The organism is Brucella sp. IR068, from assembly GCF_049065885.1.
Classification (GTDB): Bacteria; Pseudomonadota; Alphaproteobacteria; order Rhizobiales; family Rhizobiaceae; genus Brucella; species Brucella intermedia.
The window spans coordinates 1-19,177 of the sequence record NZ_JBAKHE010000001.1 but is presented as its reverse complement, the minus strand read 5'-3'; the positions used below and the strand labels follow the sequence as shown (position 1 = coordinate 19,177).

Below are 19,177 nucleotides of genomic sequence, written 5' to 3'. Positions count from 1 at the left end.
GAAAACTGCTTTTTTGTAGGAAGTCACGGTTAATTCGCAACAGCTTTATCGAGGCGCGTGCTTCGGCCTTGACGTGAGGGTCTTAACTTGACAGTGAAAGGCCACTTTACATGCAAGGAGAATGCGCCGGATGACGTGGTCCATTCGCTCTCTATTTTTCGCTGCCCTGGCCTCATTTGCGATCACTGCGCCGCAAAGCGCACAGGCCGGCGCAAAAGCGACTTATCCGATTGTTATCAAACATGCCTTTGGCACGACGACAATCGAGAAAAAGCCGGAGCGGATCGTCACTGTCGCGTGGGCAAATCATGAGGTTCCTCTTGCGCTCGGCGTGGTGCCGGTCGGTTTTGCGCGCGCCAATTTCGGTGATGACGACAACGACGGACTGTTGCCCTGGGTGGCAGCAAAGCTGAAGGAACTTAGCACGGATACACCGGTTCTCTTCGACGAAGGCGACGGGATCGATTTCGAGGCCGTGGCGGAAACGCGGCCCGATGTCATCCTTGCATCCTATTCCGGCCTCAGCCAGTCGGATTACGATACGCTCAGCCAGATCGCTCCGGTTGTCGCCTATCCGGAAGCGCCATGGTCCACCGACTGGCGCGACATGATCCGCCTCAACAGCGCTGGCATGGGCATGGCGGAAGAAGGCGAAGCGCTGATTGCAAAGATCGAAGGCGAGATTGCCGAGACGGTCAACCAGTATCCGCATCTCAAAGACAAGTCGGCTATGTTCGTCACGCATCTCGATACGACGGACCTGAGCACGGTCAATTTCTACACCACTAACGACACGCGGGTGAGATTCTTCACGGACCTTGGCCTGAACTCACCCAAAAGTGTGGTCAACGCCTCCAAACCGGGCCAGTTCTCCGGCTCCATCAGCGCCGAGCGTGTCGACATGTTCGATGACGTGGACATCGTCGTAACCTATGGCAGTCAGGAATTGCTAGACGCCATGAAGCGCAATCCACTTCTCGCCAGCATGCCAGTGGTCGAAAATAATGCAGTGGTCATGCTGGGCAAAAACCCTCTCGGGACAGCGGCCAATCCCACACCGCTTTCCATTTCCTGGGTGTTGAAGGACTATGTCGCCCTTCTTGCCGGCGCGGCCGATAAAGCAAAATGACCGTCGCCCGCATCCGGCGTTCAAGCCAGCCAATCACCATATATCGGTCCAACAGAGCGAGGACCGGCTGGCTCGGCGCGGTCGTCTTTCTCCTCGTGACCCTTTGTGTTCTGTCCGTGTCGCTCGGCACGCGTGAAGTGCCATGGCCTGACATTGTTGCGGCCCTGCGTGGTCATATGGACACCATCGGACAGGCCGCCGTCGCCATGCGCATTCCGCGCACCTTGCTCGCTCTTCTCGCCGGAGCAGCGCTCGGTCTGGCAGGCGCCATTATGCAGGGCATTACCCGCAATCCGCTGGCAGATCCCGGCATTCTGGGCGTCAATATGGGCGCATCGCTTGCCGTCGTCATCGGCGTTGCGTGGTTCAACATCGTTTCCGCACCAGCTTATATCTGGGCAGCCATATTCGGTGCCGGTTGCGCCGCCGTCTTCGTCTATATGGTCGGATCGCTTGGCCGTGGTGGCGCAACACCGCTCAAGCTCGCGCTGGCCGGTGCAGCCACGTCGGTAGCATTTTCCTCACTGGTTATCGCCATCGTGCTGCCCCGCAACGATATTGCCGGCGGCATTCGCGCCTGGCAGATCGGCGGCGTTGGAGGTGCGACTTTCGACCGGCTCGCTTATGTGCTGCCATTTCTCGCTGTCGGTTTCGTTGTCAGCTTTCTATCGGCGCGCAAACTGAACTCCCTGGCACTCGGCGATGAACTTGCCGCCGGGCTCGGAGAAAAGGTCGCCATTGCTCGCGCTGTTGCGGCGCTCGGCGCAATTCTGCTGTGTGGTGCAACCACCGCCATCTGCGGTCCCATAGGATTCGTGGGCTTAGTTGTGCCGCATATATGCCGCCTCCTGGTCGGGGTCGATCACCGCTGGCTATTGCCATTCTCGGCCCTCAGCGGAGCCTGCCTCCTGCTTGCTGCAGATATTGCCGGACGCCTCGTTGCCCGCCCTGCCGAACTCGATGTCGGGATCGTCACCGCCCTGATCGGTGCGCCGTTCTTCATCTGGATTGTCAGGCGCCAACGGGTTCGCGAGTTGTGATCATGCTGCATTCCACCGCCGATCTTATCGCCCGGAACCGTCGCAGCCGCACCCGCAAGCGCAATCTTGTCATCGGTCTTCTTCTGGTCATTCTCGTCGCCCTCTTCCTCCTCACTTTGATGCTGGGCCAATCGTTCACGCCGCCAAAAGATGTCGTCCGGGTACTCCTGGGCGAAAACGTTCAGGGAGCAAGCTTCACGGTCGGGAAGTTGCGCCTGCCGCGCGCCGTCCTGTCCGTGCTAGCAGGGCTGAGCTTCGGCCTTGGCGGTGTCGCATTCCAGCTTATGCTGCGCAATTCACTTGCAAGCCCTGACATTATCGGAATCAGTTCCGGGGCAAGCGCTGCGGCTGTTTTTGCAATCGTTGTGCTGTCGCTAAACGGCCCCATTGTTTCAATCTTTGCCGTTGTGGCTGGCCTCGCCGTAGCGCTTGCCGTCTATGGTCTTTCCTTCAGGAACGGGGTCGCCGGAACCCGTCTTATCCTCGTTGGGATCGGTGTTTCGGCGATGCTCGAAAGTGTCATTGCCTATATTCTTTCAAACGCGCCCGCCTGGAGCCTGCAGGAAGCCATGCGCTGGCTCACCGGCAGCGTCAACGGCGCAAGGCTGGACCAGATGTTTCCTCTTCTGGTCGCGCTGGTCGTTTTCGGCGGTTTGCTTTTGAGCCGGTCGCGCGATCTCGAAGCATTGCGGCTGGGCGACGACAGCGCCGCAGCATTGGGAACCAATGTGGGGCGAACCCGGATTGTTATAATCATTGCCGCCGTCGGCATGATAGCTTTTGCCACGGCCGTTTCCGGCCCCATTGCTTTCGTCGCCTTTCTGTCCGGCCCCATTGCAGCACGTGTCATCGGTAATAACGGTTCCCTGCTCGTCCCGTCTGCCCTGATTGGAGCCATACTAGTCCTCGCCGGCGATTATTGCGGACAGTTCCTGCTGCCCGGCCGCTATCCGGTTGGCGTCGTCACCGGAGTTCTGGGCGCTCCTTATCTCATCTACCTCATCATACGCGTCAACCGCAGCGGGGCATCCCTATGACCGATCACACCCTCATCGCGCGTGAGCTGACCACTGGCTATGGTGACAGGCTTGTGCTGGATAGTCTCGATCTTCAGGTGCCTTCCGGCAAGGTAACAGCAATCGTTGGAGCAAATGCCTGCGGGAAATCTACCTTGCTGCGCACTATGTCGCGACTTCTTGCACCACGACACGGGGAAGTACTGCTTGACGGCAAGTCGATCCACACGCTTCCCTCCCGGCAACTGGCACAAACGCTCGGCCTGCTGCCCCAATCGCCGATAGCGCCGGAGGGCATACTGGTTGCCGATCTGGTCAGTCGAGGTCGAAACCCCTATCACGGCGTATTCTCGCAATGGACGCGGGCAGATGACGAAGCGATCGCAACGGCACTTGAAGTAACCAAGACGACCGAACTGGCCGACAGGCCAGTGGATGAACTTTCAGGCGGCCAGCGCCAGCGCGTATGGATTGCGATGGCACTGGCGCAGCAGACCGATATTCTCCTGCTGGATGAACCGACAACCTTTCTCGACATCAGTCACCAGATTGAAGTTCTGGATCTGCTCACAGATCTCAACCAGAAGCGGGGAACCACAGTCGTCATGGTTTTGCACGATCTCAATCTTGCCGCCCGCTATGCGGATTTTCTGGTCGCAATGGCTAACGGGCGACTATACGCAACCGGAACGCCCGACGACGTGCTGACAGAACAAAATGTTCGTGAGGTATTTCATCTCGAAAGCCGTATCATGACCGATCCAACTTCCGGTCGACCGATCATGTTGCCTTTGGGGCGTCATCGCCTTCGTGATGAGCATCTTGAAGCGCAGCTCGCGCATTCAGACGGATAACCGGCCGCGCCGCAACAGGCTTTTGCAGACTTCTCCAACCCGCTGATTTCATAGCGCCGCGATCCAATGATCGCGGCGTTTTGCGTTCTGGCACAGTCACAACGCAGTGCATCATTATACACATTCCATAATTATCTATAATATTTTAGCTTGAGTCACCGGTTCACATAAAGATAATCTATATTACATAGATTCTTTCTATTTTTATAGATAAAATGGAGAAAGCATGCTCAATACGGTGCAATCGAACCCGGAAGGCGCTGAGAAAACGGCGTCCAAATCGGAGCAGGATGCATGGACGCGCGCAAGCGCGCGTCTGCTCTATGAACTTCCGTTCAACGATCTTCTTTTGGAGGCACAGAGCGTTCATCGTGCCAATTTCGATCCGAACCGCGTTCAGCTCAGCAAACTGCTCAACATCAAGACGGGCGGCTGCCCGGAAGATTGTGGCTATTGCAGCCAGTCGGCACATCACGCTTCGGGTCTCAAAGCTTCCAGATTGATGAGTCTGGATACAGTCCTCGAGGAAGCGCAGAAGGCAAAGGATAGCGGCGCAACCCGCTATTGCATGGGTGCGGCCTGGCGCAGCCCGAAGACGCGGGATGAGCCCGCGATTGTCGAGATGGTCAAACAGGTGAAAGCGCTTGGTCTGGAAACCTGCATGACGCTGGGCATGTTGAGCCCGGATCAGGCGCAGACCTTTGCAGAGGCTGGGCTCGATTATTACAACCACAATATCGATACGTCGGAGCGGTTTTATCCGCAGGTCATCACGACGCGCAGTTTCGACGATCGACTGGAAACGCTCACCCATGTCCGGGAAGCAGGGATCAAGGTTTGCAGCGGCGGCATTCTCGGCCTTGGAGAAACCGAAGACGACCGCGTCGATATGCTGGTGACGCTGGCAAATTTGCCCATCCCACCGGAAAGCGTGCCAATCAATATGCTGATCCCGATGCCCGGTTCGCGGCTGGAGAAAGCATCGCCCGTCGATCCTATCGCCTTTGTCCGCATCATCGCCCTTGCCCGCCTGATGATGCCGCAATCGCATGTCCGGCTGACAGCGGGACGCAGTTCAATGAGCGATGAAATGCAGGCACTATGCTTTTTCGCAGGCGCAAATTCGATCTTTATTGGCGACATGCTGCTGACCGCCGCCAATCCGGGTGAAGATCGCGACACAAGCCTCATGCGACGGCTTGGCCTGACCGCCGATGCACTGGATGCCCATGCATGAGCACCAACCCGTTGGCCCGTTACGCTGCGAAGTTGAAAAACTTACAGCGGCGGCAGCATCTGCGCGCACTTGCCGATAACAGAGGTGCGGATTTCAGCTCGAATGACTATCTGGGTCTTGCCGCATCGCCGTCGATCCGTAATGCATTGATTGCCGAGCTGGAGAACGGCCTTACCACCGGGTCTGGCGGCTCCCGGCTGTTGCGCGGCAATCACCCGGAACACGAACTTCTGGAGGCTGAAGCTGCTTCCTGTTTTCGTGCACCTTCAATGCTGTATTTCAATAACGGGTATACGGCAAATCTAGCAGTTCTCTCGACTTTGCCGTTACGCGGCGATCTGATTGTCTATGACGAACTGATCCATGCCAGCGCACGTGAAGGCATGCGGGCCGGAAAGGCCGAAACCGTTTCCATCCCGCATAACAATACAGATGCATTCGATAGAGCAATCTGCACATGGCGCAAAAAGGGCGGACGCGGCACCCCGTGGATTGTGGTAGAAAGCCTCTATTCTATGGATGGTGACATCGCGCCGCTTTCCGATCTCATCGAGATAGCAGACCACTACGACGCTTTTCTTTTCATCGACGAAGCCCATGCGACGGGCGTGCACGGGCCGGACGGACGCGGTTTTGCTACCGGACTGGGAAACCGACAGAACATCATCACGTTACATACTTGCGGCAAGGCAATGGCCAGTTCCGGCGGGCTGGTTGGAGGAGATCCGGTCCTTCGCGATTTTCTCGTCAATCGTGCACGGCCATTCATCTATTCGACCGCACCTTCGCCCTTGCAAGTATCCGCAACGCGGCTTGCGCTGAAAACCATGATCGCCGAACAACATCGTCGGCCCGAATTGCACCGGCTTATCGCATTCGCCAATGCGCAATTCGCCGATCGACTCGGCAAAGCCGGCAGCGGGACGCAGATACTGCCGCTCGTCATTGGCGATGCCGACCGCACCTTGCGCATTGCACATCGCATGCAGACCGACGGCTTCGACATACGCGCCATACGCCCGCCCACTGTGCCCGCCGGCACGGCGCGCCTGCGCATCACCATCACGCTCAATGTCGATGAACCCACGATAACGCGCATGTTCGAACACCTTGCCACGATCATGGCAGAGGAAATGATATGAACTGCGCTTTTATCGTTACCGGAACCGATACAGGTATCGGCAAGACCGTGTTTTCTGCAGCACTCGCGGGCGCGCTCAGTGCTTATTACTGGAAGCCGGTTCAGTCGGGGCTGGAAGAAGCAACCGACAGCGAAACCGTTGTTCAGCTTGCCGGACTTTCACGCCAGAACATCATCCCGGAATGCTGGCGCCTTAATACGCCTGCTTCGCCGCATCTTTCCGCGCAAATCGACGGTGTGGAGATTGATGCGGAGTCACTCGAGGTACCATCGGTCGATGCACCTCTGGTGATCGAAGGCGCAGGCGGATTGCATGTACCGTTGACACGCTACACGACATTCATTGATGTTTTTGCGCGCTGGCAAAAGCCGATCATCCTCTGTGCGAGAACCAGCCTCGGCACCATCAATCATACACTGCTTTCGCTTGAAGCGTTGAACCGGCGCAGTATCCCCGTGCTCGGTATTGCCTTCATCGGCGATCCTCAACCAGATACCGAGCAGATAATCCCGGAACTGAGCGGCGTTCGCAGACTGGGACGACTGCCCCGCCTTGCGAATCTTGATCCGGACACGCTCCGCCATGCGTTTCGCGAGCATTTCAATATGAACGTTTTTTACGAGGCTTCCTAATGACCGGACGTTCGTCTCCTGTCTGGCATCCCTTCACCCAGCACGCCACAGATCCGGTTTTCCGCAGGATCGTCAAAACTGACGGTGCCTATTTAAAGGATGAAACCGGCCGTTCGGTGCTGGATGCCATATCGTCATGGTGGGTGATTACACATGGGCACCGTCACCCAAAGATCATGGCGGCGATCCGGGACGCATTGGACCAGTTCGATCAGATCATCTTTGCCGAATTCACTCACGAACCGGCAGAAAAGCTGGCGCAAGAACTGGTCAAACTCACCCCGCAAGGCCTCGCCCATGTGTTCTATTCCGACAGCGGTTCCACAGCAGTCGAAGTCGCTATCAAGATGGCACTCGGCTTCTATCACAATAGAAACAAACCGCGTTCACGCATCGCAGTGTTGGAGCATAGCTATCACGGCGATACGATTGGCACCATGTCCACCGGTGCGCGCGGTGTGTTCAACTCCGCCTATGCCCCCCTGCTGTTTCAGGTCGACACCATTCCGTTTCCATCGGTGGGGCGGGAGCAGGAAGCACTCGACGCGCTGGAGCACTTCTGCCGGAGTGGCAAAGTTGCCGCTCTGCTCTTGGAGCCGCTTGTTCTGGGTGCAGGTGGAATGAAAATCTATCCTCCTCACCTGCTCACCGAGTTCCGGCGGATCACGAAACAATACGGAACACTACTAATCGCCGATGAAGTGATGACAGGATGGGGACGCACGGGCACCATGTTCGCGTGCGAGCAGGCATCCACCTCGCCAGATATTCTGTGCCTTTCCAAAGGCATTACCGGCGGCGCTCTTCCGCTAGCCGCAACGCTCAGCACGGCTGAAATCTTCGATGCGCATTTTTCGAAAGACCGCAGCCGCACATTCTTTCATTCCAGTTCCTACACGGCCAATCCGATTGCCTGCGCGGCAGCACTTGCAAATATAGAAGTCTGGCAAACGGAACCCGTCGCGGATCGCATCAGGACATTGGGGCAATTGCACTCGGAAAGGCTATCGCGTTTTCAGGATGATCCTCGTTTCACCAATTTTCGCCAGCAAGGAACCATTGCCGCCCTTGATCTCGCGGTCAAAAAAACCGGCTACCTTTCCGATGCTGGGCCGCAATTGAAATCCTTCTTCCGCAAACAGGGTGTGCTTCTGCGTCCGCTCGGCAACGTGATCTATCTGATGCCCCCCTATTGCGTAACGCCACTTGATCTGGACCTTGCCTATGACGCGATTCATGCGGCGGCCGATATGATTGAGACGGCAGCGCGATGAGTATCTCGAGCCGTATGGCGGGTTTCGGCCATTACGTGCCAGACCGCCGAGTTGCTAATGAGGAACTGGAGCAGCATCTCGGACTGGATACTGGCTGGATCGAAAGGCGCACCGGCATTCGCGAGCGGCGTTGGGCGGCACCGGATGAAACTCTAACGGACATGGCTATGAAGGCGGGAGAAATGGCTCTCCAGGATGCCGGTGTCCCGCACAATTCGGTGGCGCTTGTCATTCTCGCGACATCAACGCCCGATCATCTCCTGCCACCTTCCGCGCCGCTTCTCGCTCACAAGCTGGGGCTGGAAAACTGCGGCGGGATCGATCTTGCAGGCGCTTGCTCCGGGTTCCTTTATGCGCTTGTTCTGGCAGACGGCTTTGTCAAAAACTTCCGCAAGCCAGTTCTGGTCGTGGCAGCCAATATATTGAGCCGCCGGGTCAGTATGGAGGAGCGCAACACAGCAATTCTCTTTGCCGATGCCGCCGGTTCAGTCCTGCTTGCACCATCGAACGATCCACATGCTGGACTGCGTGGGTCGGCGCTCATGTCCGATGGAGGAAATTACGGGCTGATTTCCATTCCCGCTGGCGAGACAAGAATGACCATGCGAGACGGCAAGGCCGTCTTTACGCAGGCCGTTCGTATGATGTTGCGTTGCGCAACCGACGCGCTTGAACAGGCAAAGCTTACTGCCTCCGATGTGAACAGGTTCTTTCCCCATCAGGCCAATGCGCGGATCATCGACACGGTTTGCGACCAGTTGCACCTGCCTGCCTCGATTGCCGCCAGATCGATTGGCGTGTTCGGCAACTCGTCGGCGGCGACGATCCCGCTCTCGCTATCACTGGCATCGAAATCGCAGCCTTTTCAGTCAGGCGAACGGCTACTTCTTTCAGCCGCCGGTGCCGGCATGCTTGCCGGCGCTGCAGTCTGGGAAATTGGCGATGGTTGAAATCCGGCCATGGCTCGAACTGAAATCGGCATTTCCGTCCTGCCTTAGATGGCTACCAGCGCAGTATCCTCGTCAAACATCTCGGGGAGGCTTCGCAGCAAGTCATCCTTGAAACGCTTTCGTATCTCAAGAAGATTGTTCAGTCCCTTGGCAATGCGCCTGGCATAGCAAAGATCATTGAGAAGCGACCTGAGTTGACAAGCAGCCCCGCAAGACGGACAGCCTGCTGTCGAAGCCCTGGACGTGAAGAAGCGTCCATTTCTGCGTGTACAGTCTTCAATGTTCGCTGTCGTCCGAACTGTCAGACCCGACCGCAGAGCATGCAACCGGAACTGCCTGCGTGCCGGGAACAATCTACCTCAGTTGAACCACGCGGATTTTGCGAGCGGCTGCCTGCAAAAGTGTGAAAGCCTCGAAACGCTGGTCGTGCCATCTGGCCAGCCCGGCATCCGGCCTGTTAACTTCTCCTAGTTCCGACATGGCGTCCATGGCCGATGCAAGATCAGGGTAAGCTCCCGACGCGACGGCACCCAGCATGGCAGAGCCGAGCAGAACAGGTTCGGGCGAAGTGGAGGCGGCGATGACAAGACCGGTCGTGTCGGCAAGCACCTGTCGCACCAGATGCGAACGTGCAGCCCCACCCGAGACGACGATAGTATCGGTCGCGATACCCTTTGCTTTCTGGGCCTCCACGATCTGCCGCGCACCATAGCCGAGGCCGCACAGCCCGGCCAAATAAAGTGCCGTAAGGCTGTCGATCCCGGCATCGAGATCGAGCCCGGCAATGATTGCGCGCGCATCAGGGTCCGCGAACGGTGCACGATTACCGAGGAACTCCGGCACGACGTGAATGTCGCCAATGATGGCAGCTGCCTCTTCTGAGCCTCCCCTCGCGTCGACTTCTGCGGCAAGAATGTCGACCAGCCCCTTGCCTTGGGCGTTTGCCTGCTCTTCCGCTTCCTTCGCGAAAGGATGCATGTGGATCAGATGATCGATAGCTGCACCCGCTGCCGATTGTCCTCCCTCGTTAAGCCACAGGCCCGGAACCATCGCCGAATAATACGGACCCCATACACCATCCACGAAAACCGGCTGTTCGGTTGTCGTCATGGTGCAGGCCGACGTGCCAAACACATAGGCCATGCGCGACAATATCCGGCCCTCCGGACCGCGTGCCCCGACCGTGCCGATCCCGCCCGCATGAGCGTCGATCAGGCCAGCGGCAATAGCTGTGCCCGGCATAAGACCGAGTTCTGCTGCGGCCTGTTCGCTCAAGCCGCCAAGACTCTCGCCACCGGGTCGAACGTCCGTACCGATGCGGACAAAATTTTCGTCCGCCAGTTCGCCAAGGCCCACTTCACGGAAAAAGGTCTCATCCCAGCGCTTTTCATGACTGAGATAGGTCCATTTGCAGGTGACCGTGCAGGCCGAACGGGCAAGACTGCCGCAAGATTTCCATGTGAGAAAATCGGTAAGATCGAAAAACTGCCATGCAGCAGCGAAGGTTTCCGGCTTGTTTTCCTTGAGCCACAACAGCTTCGGCGTTTCCATCTCGGGGGAAATAGCGCTGCCAACGTAGTCGAGAACCTTGGCTTTGGTCGCATTAATGCGTTCTGCCTGGCCAACAGCGCGATGATCCATCCATACAATGATGTCGCGCGCTGGATCGTTGGACGGACCGACTGCAAGCGACTTGCCGCCCTCACCCAGCACAACCAGCGAACATGTCGCGTCATAGCCGATACCGGCAATGTCAGTCGGATCAACATTGGCAGTCTTGACGGCTTCGCGCACGCTTTCGCAAACAGCCTGCCAGATATTGGCGCTCGACTGCTCGACAATGCTGCCCGCCTCACGCCAGATGGTGATATCGCGCTTGGCCGAAGCAAGCATGGTACCGCTGGCGTCGAAAAGACCGGCGCGAGCGCTGCCGGTGCCGACATCGACGCCCAGATAATAGCTGGTCATGGTCGCTCCCATTTACAGATCGAGGCTTTGTGGAAGAATGACCAGATCGCGAATGGTAATGTTGCGCGGGCGGGTCAGCATGAACATCACCGATTCCGCAACTTCCTTCGGTTCCATCAGACTGCCATTAGCCAGCGCTTCATCCAGCTTTGCCTTCGGCCAGTCGCTAATAAGTGCGGTAACCACCGGACCCGGCAGAACGCCACCAACGCGGATACCGTGCGGGGCAACCTGACGGCGAACCGTATGAACGAAAGCCTGAACGGCATGTTTGGATGCGGTATAGATAGGCTCCCAGATGACCGGTACGACACCTGCGACAGAGCTTGTCATGATGATATCGCCGGTCTTTCGTTCCATCATATGTGGCAGAACCGCATGAATGGTGCGGAAAGCCGCGTTGATGTTGAGGTTCAGCATGCGGTCCCATGCATCCGGGTCGCCTTCCCAAAGAGGTCCGCCAATATAGGCACCCGCATTGGCGTGAAATACGTCGAGTTTGCCCGCTTGGTCGAGTATTTGCGGCATCATGGTGGCGACTGATGCCGGATTGAGCAGATCAATGACCAGCGGCCTGGCTTTATCGCCGAGCTCGGCGCATTTTTCATTAAGCGCCTTCTCGTCACGGTCGACGAGAAACACCGTCATTCCCGCTTCTAACATGTGCTTTGCACATTCGAAGCCGATGCCAGAGGCAGCACCGGTAACGGCGCCGACTTTTCCATTGAGATCCTGAGCCATTTTTCAGTCCTTAAAGTTTTAGGCGCGACCGTGCGACTGGCGCGAGCGGCGGGCAAGGGAGTCGACAATCACGGCGATGGCGAGCACAGCGCCAGTAATCATGTAGCGAAGCGACGATGACAGATCGAGCAGCGTCAAACCGCTGGCAATCGACTGGATGACGATAATGCCAAGTAGAGCCGACCAGGCGCTGCCACGTCCGCCAAAGAGGCTAGTGCCGCCGATGACCGCTGCTGCAATCGCGTTCAGGTTGACGTCGCCAGTGCCTGCCTGCTGGCTGGAAGAAGCAAGGCGAGCTGCGGCCAGAATGCCGCCTGCGGCAGCCAGAACCGAACAGGTCATGAAAGCCGACATATAGATAAATTTCACATTGATGCCAGCGCGACGCGCAGCTTCACGATTGCCGCCAACGGCCTGCATGGCGCGGCCCCATTTGGTGCGGGTGAGTGCGTAGTTCATCGCGATCACCAGAGCCACGAACAGGCCGAACATCCATGGCACGCCGCGCGACTGGTTGAGATAGAATACTGCACCACCGACAATGACCGTGATGACAATGGCCTTGAGCGCAATCCCGGCCGACGACGGTGCCGACAGACCGGCTTCGCGGCGGCGCTGCGCGGAACGGAACCCGGTGAAGAAGATTGCAAGTCCGGCAATTAGCACCAGCGCATAAGAAAGCGGGCGCGGCATCACCAGAAGCTGGCCGAAGCTCACGAGCCAGGAGCCGTAAGGCAGATTGATCGAGCCGGTATTGCCCAGGAGATAAAGCTGCAGGCCAAGCGCTGCCAGCAGGCCAGCCAGCGTGGAAACGAAGCTTGGCATGCTGAAGCGATTATAGAGGAATGCGTAAAGCAGGCCGATCAGCGCGCCGGTGCAGAGCGCTGCCAGCATTGCGATCCCGACCGGCCAGCCATGATTGACCCACAGCACGCCGACAATTGCCGAAGCAAGACCGCTGACCGAGCCGACTGAAAGGTCGATTTCGCCCAGCATCAGGATGCAGACGATACCGAGCGAAATGACGCCGATGGTCGAGCAGTCGAACAGCAGGTTGACGAGATTGTTGCTCGACAGGAAAACCGGGTTCAATGTCTGGAAGACGGTCCAGATGATGACGAGGCCGACGATGACCGGCAGTGATCCAAGATCGCCCGAGCGAACACGGTCGAAGAAATTGCGCAGCGCGCCTGAAACGCCTTCGTCATGGCGCACGCGGGTATCCTGCCGGTCGAGAGGGGTATTTCCGGTTGCCTGGTTCATTATGCTTCTCCCCGATCATGGACCTGACCGGTTTCATGCTGCGCCTGACGCCGTTCGGCACGGCGGGAAACGGAATTGCTGCTTGCGCCGGTGATAGCTGCGACCAGCTCCTCGTTTGAGGAATCCGGGTAGAAAACACCATTGTTTCGGCCAAGCCGCAGCACGACGATACGGTCCGCGACAGCACGAACGTCTTCCATATTGTGGCTGATCATCAAGACACCGAGCCCACGGTCACGAACGCGCTCGATAAGATCGAGAACCTCAGCGGTCTGCGCAACGCCAAGTGCTGCAGTTGGTTCGTCGAGCATAATGAGCTTGGGATCAAGCAACAGCGAGCGCGAGATCGCGACCGTCTGGCGCTGGCCACCAGAAAGGGAGGCGACCGGCTCGCGTACACTCGGAATACGGGCGGAAAGCTCGTTCAGAAGCTTCCACGCCTTGATCTCCATGGATACTTCGTCAAGCCGATAGGGGCTCATTTCGCGGCCAAGGAAAATATTGGCGACCACGTCGAGATTCTCGCACAGCGCCAGATCCTGAAAGACCGTCGCAATGCCGAGATCGAGCGCAACGCCCGGCGAGGAAAGCACAACCTTCTCGCCATTGAATTCGATTGTGCCGGACGTGGGCTGATGCACACCCGCCAGCGTCTTGATAAGCGTGGACTTCCCCGCGCCGTTGTCGCCGACAAGAGCGACAACTTCGCCCGGAAAGACTTCCAGATCGATATCTGTCAGCGCTGAAACGGCACCGAAATTCTTGGATATGCCGCTTAGACGCAGCACTGGCTGCCGCGACGACGCAGCGGCTTCGTGATCTTGGGACATGATCTCACTTTCCCTGGCATATTGCAGGATACGCCATTGCACATCAAACTGCCCGACCGGATAACCGGCCGGGCGTATCGTTGCCTACTTCGTGATGCCGAGCTTCTTGCAGCCTTCGGCATAGCGGTCGACGCACAGGGTTTCAGCCGAAACGATGTTCTTGTCGATGATCTCAGCCTTGAGATTGTCAGCCGTCACGACCACTGGAACGAAAAGCTTCGACGGCGTGTTGTAGAGCGTGGCTTCTGCCTTCGGGGTTTCGTCATTCAGAAGCTGGCCCGCGACGCGTGCGGCTTCCGCAGCAACGATTTCCGACGGCTTTTTGATCGTATTGTACTGATCGCCCGAAATGATGAGCTGGAGCGCTGCAATCGTCGCATCATTGCCGGTGACCGGAGGAAGCGGATCGATACCAGCCGCCTTCATGGCTGCAATCGCGCCGCCAGCGGTGCCATCATTGGCAGCCACCACGCCGACGATCTGGTCGTTGAAGCGAGTGATCTGGCCGCTGGCCCACTGCTGTGCCTTGCTCGGTGCCCACTCGGGCGTATCGTATTCGGCAAGCGTCTTGTAGCCGCTGTCCTTCAGTCCGGCATGGATACCGTTCTTGATGAGACCGGCTGCGGCATCGGTTGGCGAACCATTGATCTGCAGGACGCCGCCCTTGTCGCCCGGTACACCCTTGTCCTTCAGGTGCTTGACCAGCGAATCGGCAATCGACTTGCCGATGGCTTCATTGTCGAACGACACGTAAAAATCGGAGGTCGCATCCGGGATCGGACGGTCATAGGCGATGACCTTGATACCCTGGGATTGGGCCAGCTTGACCAGCGAGGCTGCCGCCGCCGTGTCAACCGCATCGAGCACGATCACCTTCGCGCCCTGCGAAATGACCGAGTTGAACTGCTGCTGCTGCTTGCTCGCATCGCCATCGGCATTGAGATAAAGCACCTTGCAGCTTTCGCAGATCTTCTTCATCTCGGCGGCAAAGCCCGGATAATCACGCTCTTCATAACGGGTGGATGCCTGATCCGGCATCAAGAAGCCGACCACTGCGTCCTTCACTTCTGCCTGAGCACCGCTCGCAAAAGAGGACAGCATCACCGCAGCAAAAGCTGCCTTACCAAACAGATTCTTCATGTCTCACTCCCGTTGGGTTTTAATTTTGTTGTTTCGCAACCTTACAGACGAACTTCGCCTCGCTATTCCACCCTGAATGTTCTCCCGATAGCGACCTTCTACTCCACAAAGTTCCGATCATTCTGACGGCACACCGCATCGCGGTACGCCAATCAAATCGAGCGCTGCTGACGAGGATTGTTGTGCATGAATCGAAGGCTCTTCCCCGCCCTCGGCATGTGCGCACCGCTCCTCTCGGCTTGTCGTCACACTGCACCATCGATAGTGCAACACGATCATTGCTCGACATGCGGTATCCGGTCAAGAGGAAAATGCCAGAGGAACACACCGGATTCGCACCTGCTCCCACTTGCAGCGGGTGGTGACAGACCGCTAAGATCGAACTTCTACCCACATGAAAAGCAGGCTTAATGAGCACTCCCCGGAAAGTAACCATTTACGACATATCGGAAAGAGCTGGAGTATCTCCGTCGACCGTTGCTTCTGTCATGAATGGTTCGTGGGAAAACCGCAGGATAAATAAAGCAACGGCGGACCGAGTAAGAGTAATAGCCCGTGAACTCGGCTATACGACCAACCTTCAAGCGCGCGGATTACGCATATCCAACTCCGGCTTGATCGGCATGATCTTGCCGATGCTGGACAATCGATATTTCAGCTCGATGGCGGCGTCCTTCGAAGCGGTAGCCCGCTCCCGGAATCTTGTTCCGGTCGTTGCCAGCACATTGCGCGATCCGCAGCAGGAACGCAGCACTGTGGAAACATTGATTGCTCACAACATCGATGCCCTGCTGATAGCAGGCGCAACCGATCCGGACAGTGTCGCGGAACTGTGCGAAAAGGCTCACCTGAAGCATATCAATGTTGACCTTCCGGGAAAACACGGCGCGTCCGTGATCAGCGACAATTATGACGGCGCCCGACAGTTGACCCGCCAGATTGCCAGCCGCAGGTCTCATCGAACGGAAAACAGCTTCTACTTCATCGGTGGCGTGGATAGTGACCACAACACGCGCGCACGTGTGCGCGGGTATAAGGATGAACTGGCTGCGCTGAACCTTCCGGTTCGCGGCGGAACAATCACGACGAATGGCTACGATCCCGAAAATGCCGCAAGTGCAATCCGCGCAGTTTACGGTGAACTTAACGGCCTGCCGGAGGCGCTTTTCGTTAACTCGACGAGCCCCTTTGAGGGTATCGTCAGTTTTCTCAAGACACTGCCGGTTGACGAGGTCCGGGAGTGCTCCATCGGGTGTTTCGACTGGGACCCCTTCATTGAGGTTCTCCACTTCCCGGTCGTGATGGCCCGGCAAAATGTTCAGGCAATGATCGAACGCGCCTTCGAGCTTCTGGATGAGCCTGCACAAACGACCGACCAGCCCGAAATGATACCGACGGAGCTCATTATTCCACGGGGTCTTTGAACCTCATTGCTTGGATAGGAGAAATATGCCGTCCGCGCGATCACCGGTTGTTTTGTTTTTTCAGATAGATAAGCTGAGCTGTCAGTCCTATGATGAGGATGATCAAAAGACTGCCCTGCGCGCCCAGCAACAACGGGGATTTGGGATCGGTCACAAATGGATGACCATTTGGTACGCGCCGCAATACCTCGCTTACCGCCGGCACTATTAGCAGGAAGGCAGTCAAGCTTAAAAAGACTGTTTCCAGATAGCGGGTCGCACGACCAAAGATTGAACTGTAACCGATTGAATAACCGGCAATGAGCAGAACTATCGTCGCAGCACCGATAACATAGCTGACCTGCTGGCGTGCAACGAGAAATGTTGTGCCAGCACCTATGAGCATCGAGACAAAATAAAGACCTCCGGATTTTGACCCGGGCAAAATTCGCCCGTAGCGGACGAACATGTAGATGGCCAGGGGAATGGCAGGCAAACTGCCGATCGTGTGCATCCAGCCTAGCGGGGAAATTCCAAACATAACCAAAGCTCCTGTAAATATAACAACCTACTAATAGATAGGTTTTAGAATAAAACCTAGTTCATTGATCAGGACGGTCGATTAACCATTCAAAACATACTGATAGCATCCATCCACATTCACCACAGTCATCCTTCCCAAAATTCCCTCGCCATTTCGACAACTGGCCGACGAGAAGCACCGTCGTGACAGCGACATTCCAGAAACAGGCACACAACATTTCGATATTCATTCCAGGCATTGCCTGCGCCCGGCATGTTTCGAAATATCAATGCGATGATGGCTGCAGGCTGGATAACGGGGTCGCCGCATTCGCCTCCCTGCCAATTGATAGCCTGACTACAGAGCATGATCAGGCTTTGATCGAAATCACTGTGCCGCAGCCAGTCTGCGAAGCATTGGTTCAACTATAAGCGAAAACATCTTCGGATCGCTGTGGGCTCTCGCTGACAACATCCCTCCGTGAACGGTAGCAGCAAAAGCTTCTGCCTCGATGTCAGGGGAGTCGATCAAGCGAATGCGGCCCTGTCTTGCGCCGCGTGTGAGGACTGATGTCAACCATCTCGATAACGATCTGAAATAGTTTTGAATCTCAGAAGCGAGTTCCTGTGGCAATATAGGAATTTCGCTTGCCAGAAGCGCCCCTACACAGAATGGCGCACTCCCGTCCGTGATACACGCACTCCAGTATTGAGTATAAGCCTGCAGTTGCTCCAGCGGATCATCGACTTTGCTCTCGAGATTGGCAAAACCTGCTTCTGTATCTTCACGATGTCGCACGATTAGTGCCTTTACCAGATCGACCTTGCTCGGAAAGTGATGATGGATACTGGCCTTGCGAATGCCTACGACGCTGGCGATATCCGCGTAGCTGAATCCATTATACCCACCCGACATGATCAAGGTTTTGGCGCATGCGAGAATATCATCGGAAGTGGTGGACAAATTGCTCATACTCAGTACCTACCTTCCAGTAGGTTGAATGTCAAGATAGATCAAAGTGAAGAGATTTGTCACACGGTCGAATTTTACCTCATGCAGAACCCGATCCCGTCGACACAGTTCATATGTTGCAACAGTCCGGGGCAAACGGCACGAAATGGATCGACTCTGGACTTCGCAAACAGGTTAGTGCCGGAAGTCTTGACCGCGGTCGAGTTTCTGGCTCTGACGTATCGCTGCTATTTCCTGGGCCCTGGCGGTCGAAACTGTTTGCTGAAGAACCTTCAACGTGTCCTGAAGCCCCTCGAAAACGGAATGTTGTGCGGGAGGCACGCGTTTGATGTTGTCGCGGTCGCCGCGCAGGATTGCATTGCGCCCGAATCTGAGATCAAGGGCGCGGCTGACGCTTGTGAACTCCCGACGAATATGCGGTTCGAGCGAACCGGCGAGGACATCAAGCCGCGCGTTCTTCTTTTGCATCGCAGTTGTGATGCGACGGAGTTCTTCGCTAGCCTCTTCTGACAATCCTGGAATGGCGGTCTCCATCTGCTGACGCTCTGCGGCGATTGCTGTTGTTGCAGCGTTCAGGGCTGAGGCCCAGCCCGATCCCAGCGAGCGGACACTTGCCTGCACATCCGGCACGGCTTCCAGTGCTGTCTTTCGCTCGCGGCCAACGGCCAGAAGCCTGTCCCTCAGCCGACCGGAACCGCGCAGGGCACCATAGGCCGCAGGATCATTGGCAATGGCTGCCGCAATCCGATCACCGGCAATGCCTTTCCGGATCAGTGCCTCAATCGTTTCAACAGCATTGGCAGGTTCACGCCAGATCCGCATTGCTGTTTCAGCAAGTAGCGAACGGTTGTGAACGTGATGAGCGGCTTTTGAAGCTCTTTCGCGTGCCTCAGTCTCCACCGGGGTCGTGAACACTGTCACAGCAGCAAGCAGCGGCGGTATGGAGCGGGCTTCCCGGCCCTGCCCGATATTGTCAGTCGGCCGGATCCGGGGCGAACCCGGAGAATTTCGATCCACGGACATCCGGGCTGTCGGATTCTGCATGGGGAATCTTTCGGATTGC

At 56.9% G+C, this 19,177-nt stretch carries 18 protein-coding genes and 1 pseudogene; 11 read left to right on the top strand and 8 right to left on the bottom strand.

The window, feature by feature from the left end; all coding sequences use genetic code 11:
- Window positions 1–130 precede the first annotated feature (130 nt).
- From ACOWVS_RS00095 to ACOWVS_RS00055, 9 genes are all read left to right on the top strand, one after another.
- Window positions 131–1,129 carry an iron-siderophore ABC transporter substrate-binding protein gene (locus tag ACOWVS_RS00095; protein WP_006472051.1) on the top strand — a complete coding sequence of 333 codons (999 nt, stop codon included), beginning with the start codon at window positions 131–133 and terminating at the stop codon, window positions 1,127–1,129.
- Entirely contained in the window at window positions 1,126–2,169 is a 1,044-nt protein-coding gene (locus ACOWVS_RS00090; protein WP_006468290.1) for a FecCD family ABC transporter permease, read from the top strand. Before ACOWVS_RS00095 ends, ACOWVS_RS00090 begins: the two co-directional genes overlap by 4 nt.
- A 2-nt stretch (window positions 2,170–2,171) precedes the next feature.
- Complete coding sequence (locus ACOWVS_RS00085; RefSeq protein WP_006472050.1) at window positions 2,172–3,206, top strand: FecCD family ABC transporter permease; 1,035 nt, start codon at window positions 2,172–2,174, stop codon at window positions 3,204–3,206.
- Complete coding sequence (locus ACOWVS_RS00080) at window positions 3,203–4,039, top strand: ABC transporter ATP-binding protein (protein WP_006472049.1); 837 nt, start codon at window positions 3,203–3,205, stop codon at window positions 4,037–4,039. Before ACOWVS_RS00085 ends, ACOWVS_RS00080 begins: the two co-directional genes overlap by 4 nt.
- A gap of 226 nt (window positions 4,040–4,265) precedes the next feature.
- Window positions 4,266–5,276, top strand: a complete 1,011-nt coding sequence (gene bioB / locus ACOWVS_RS00075; protein ID WP_006468288.1) for a biotin synthase BioB — start codon at window positions 4,266–4,268, stop codon at window positions 5,274–5,276.
- Window positions 5,273–6,418: an 8-amino-7-oxononanoate synthase gene (locus ACOWVS_RS00070; protein ID WP_006468287.1), complete on the top strand. Its 1,146-nt coding sequence runs from the start codon at window positions 5,273–5,275 to the stop codon at window positions 6,416–6,418. The genes bioB and ACOWVS_RS00070 overlap by 4 nt, the downstream gene beginning before the upstream one ends.
- On the top strand, window positions 6,415–7,050 hold the full coding sequence (gene bioD, locus ACOWVS_RS00065) for a dethiobiotin synthase (protein ID WP_006468286.1): 636 nt from the start codon (window positions 6,415–6,417) through the stop codon (window positions 7,048–7,050). Before ACOWVS_RS00070 ends, bioD begins: the two co-directional genes overlap by 4 nt.
- Window positions 7,050–8,324 carry an adenosylmethionine--8-amino-7-oxononanoate transaminase gene (locus ACOWVS_RS00060; RefSeq protein WP_006468285.1) on the top strand — a complete coding sequence of 425 codons (1,275 nt, stop codon included), beginning with the start codon at window positions 7,050–7,052 and terminating at the stop codon, window positions 8,322–8,324. Before bioD ends, ACOWVS_RS00060 begins: the two co-directional genes overlap by 1 nt.
- Entirely contained in the window at window positions 8,321–9,274 is a 954-nt protein-coding gene (locus tag ACOWVS_RS00055) for a beta-ketoacyl-ACP synthase III (protein WP_006468284.1), read from the top strand. The genes ACOWVS_RS00060 and ACOWVS_RS00055 overlap by 4 nt, the downstream gene beginning before the upstream one ends.
- 354 nt (window positions 9,275–9,628) lie before the next feature.
- On the opposite strand, the gene ACOWVS_RS00050 is transcribed toward ACOWVS_RS00055, so the two are convergent.
- The 5 genes from ACOWVS_RS00050 to ACOWVS_RS00030 form a co-directional block, all read right to left on the bottom strand.
- A complete protein-coding gene (locus ACOWVS_RS00050) occupies window positions 9,629–11,242 on the bottom strand; it encodes an FGGY-family carbohydrate kinase (protein ID WP_006472047.1) in 1,614 nt (537 codons plus the stop codon).
- Window positions 11,243–11,254: 12 nt separating this feature from the next.
- Complete coding sequence (locus tag ACOWVS_RS00045; protein WP_006468282.1) at window positions 11,255–11,983, bottom strand: SDR family oxidoreductase; 729 nt, start codon at window positions 11,981–11,983, stop codon at window positions 11,255–11,257.
- An 18-nt stretch (window positions 11,984–12,001) separates the two neighbouring features.
- Window positions 12,002–13,246 carry a sugar ABC transporter permease gene (locus ACOWVS_RS00040; protein ID WP_006468281.1) on the bottom strand — a complete coding sequence of 415 codons (1,245 nt, stop codon included), beginning with the start codon at window positions 13,244–13,246 and terminating at the stop codon, window positions 12,002–12,004.
- The gene (locus tag ACOWVS_RS00035; RefSeq protein WP_006472046.1) at window positions 13,246–14,076 is read right to left on the bottom strand and encodes an ATP-binding cassette domain-containing protein; all 831 of its coding nucleotides are present in this window, start codon (window positions 14,074–14,076) and stop codon (window positions 13,246–13,248) included. The genes ACOWVS_RS00040 and ACOWVS_RS00035 overlap by 1 nt, the downstream gene beginning before the upstream one ends.
- Window positions 14,077–14,160: 84 nt before the next feature.
- On the bottom strand, window positions 14,161–15,216 hold the full coding sequence (locus ACOWVS_RS00030) for a sugar ABC transporter substrate-binding protein (RefSeq protein WP_006468279.1): 1,056 nt from the start codon (window positions 15,214–15,216) through the stop codon (window positions 14,161–14,163).
- Window positions 15,217–15,626: 410 nt separating this feature from the next.
- Between ACOWVS_RS00030 and ACOWVS_RS00025 the strand changes: the two are divergent.
- Together ACOWVS_RS00025 and ACOWVS_RS00020 are read left to right on the top strand one after the other, a co-directional pair.
- Window positions 15,627–15,734, top strand: a pseudogene (locus ACOWVS_RS00025) (LacI family DNA-binding transcriptional regulator); the annotation flags it as partial.
- A 117-nt stretch (window positions 15,735–15,851) separates the two neighbouring features.
- Complete coding sequence (locus ACOWVS_RS00020; RefSeq protein ID WP_235691704.1) at window positions 15,852–16,640, top strand: substrate-binding domain-containing protein; 789 nt, start codon at window positions 15,852–15,854, stop codon at window positions 16,638–16,640.
- A 40-nt stretch (window positions 16,641–16,680) separates the two neighbouring features.
- Here ACOWVS_RS00020 and ACOWVS_RS00015 read toward each other — a convergent pair whose 3' ends face one another.
- The 3 genes from ACOWVS_RS00015 to ACOWVS_RS00005 all read right to left on the bottom strand — a co-directional run bounded on the left by ACOWVS_RS00015 (window position 16,681) and on the right by ACOWVS_RS00005 (window position 19,137).
- Complete coding sequence (locus ACOWVS_RS00015) at window positions 16,681–17,160, bottom strand: hypothetical protein (protein WP_006472044.1); 480 nt, start codon at window positions 17,158–17,160, stop codon at window positions 16,681–16,683.
- Between the two features lie 369 nt (window positions 17,161–17,529).
- The gene (locus tag ACOWVS_RS00010; RefSeq protein ID WP_006468276.1) at window positions 17,530–18,114 is read right to left on the bottom strand and encodes a TetR/AcrR family transcriptional regulator; all 585 of its coding nucleotides are present in this window, start codon (window positions 18,112–18,114) and stop codon (window positions 17,530–17,532) included.
- 174 nt (window positions 18,115–18,288) lie between these two features.
- Window positions 18,289–19,137: a BID domain-containing protein gene (locus tag ACOWVS_RS00005; protein ID WP_420972951.1), complete on the bottom strand. Its 849-nt coding sequence runs from the start codon at window positions 19,135–19,137 to the stop codon at window positions 18,289–18,291.
- Window positions 19,138–19,177 lie beyond the last annotated feature (40 nt).

What these genes read in the sequence shown, in the direction of transcription:
- ACOWVS_RS00070 (WP_006468287.1), top strand. Translation starts at nt 5,273, where the DNA reads ATGAGCACCAACCCGTTGGCCCGTTACGCTGCGAAGTTGAAAAACTTA.
- ACOWVS_RS00040 (WP_006468281.1), bottom strand. Translation starts at nt 13,246, where the DNA reads ATGAACCAGGCAACCGGAAATACCCCTCTCGACCGGCAGGATACCCGC.
- ACOWVS_RS00010 (WP_006468276.1), bottom strand. Translation starts at nt 18,114, where the DNA reads ATGAGCAATTTGTCCACCACTTCCGATGATATTCTCGCATGCGCCAAA.
- ACOWVS_RS00035 (WP_006472046.1), bottom strand. Translation starts at nt 14,076, where the DNA reads ATGTCCCAAGATCACGAAGCCGCTGCGTCGTCGCGGCAGCCAGTGCTG.
- ACOWVS_RS00045 (WP_006468282.1), bottom strand. Translation starts at nt 11,983, where the DNA reads ATGGCTCAGGATCTCAATGGAAAAGTCGGCGCCGTTACCGGTGCTGCC.
- bioD (WP_006468286.1), top strand. Translation starts at nt 6,415, where the DNA reads ATGAACTGCGCTTTTATCGTTACCGGAACCGATACAGGTATCGGCAAG.
- ACOWVS_RS00095 (WP_006472051.1), top strand. Translation starts at nt 131, where the DNA reads ATGACGTGGTCCATTCGCTCTCTATTTTTCGCTGCCCTGGCCTCATTT.
- ACOWVS_RS00085 (WP_006472050.1), top strand. Translation starts at nt 2,172, where the DNA reads ATGCTGCATTCCACCGCCGATCTTATCGCCCGGAACCGTCGCAGCCGC.
- ACOWVS_RS00080 (WP_006472049.1), top strand. Translation starts at nt 3,203, where the DNA reads ATGACCGATCACACCCTCATCGCGCGTGAGCTGACCACTGGCTATGGT.
- ACOWVS_RS00060 (WP_006468285.1), top strand. Translation starts at nt 7,050, where the DNA reads ATGACCGGACGTTCGTCTCCTGTCTGGCATCCCTTCACCCAGCACGCC.
- ACOWVS_RS00055 (WP_006468284.1), top strand. Translation starts at nt 8,321, where the DNA reads ATGAGTATCTCGAGCCGTATGGCGGGTTTCGGCCATTACGTGCCAGAC.
- ACOWVS_RS00090 (WP_006468290.1), top strand. Translation starts at nt 1,126, where the DNA reads ATGACCGTCGCCCGCATCCGGCGTTCAAGCCAGCCAATCACCATATAT.
- ACOWVS_RS00050 (WP_006472047.1), bottom strand. Translation starts at nt 11,242, where the DNA reads ATGACCAGCTATTATCTGGGCGTCGATGTCGGCACCGGCAGCGCTCGC.
- ACOWVS_RS00020 (WP_235691704.1), top strand. Translation starts at nt 15,852, where the DNA reads ATGCTGGACAATCGATATTTCAGCTCGATGGCGGCGTCCTTCGAAGCG.
- ACOWVS_RS00005 (WP_420972951.1), bottom strand. Translation starts at nt 19,137, where the DNA reads ATGTCCGTGGATCGAAATTCTCCGGGTTCGCCCCGGATCCGGCCGACT.
- ACOWVS_RS00015 (WP_006472044.1), bottom strand. Translation starts at nt 17,160, where the DNA reads ATGTTTGGAATTTCCCCGCTAGGCTGGATGCACACGATCGGCAGTTTG.
- ACOWVS_RS00030 (WP_006468279.1), bottom strand. Translation starts at nt 15,216, where the DNA reads ATGAAGAATCTGTTTGGTAAGGCAGCTTTTGCTGCGGTGATGCTGTCC.
- bioB (WP_006468288.1), top strand. Translation starts at nt 4,266, where the DNA reads ATGCTCAATACGGTGCAATCGAACCCGGAAGGCGCTGAGAAAACGGCG.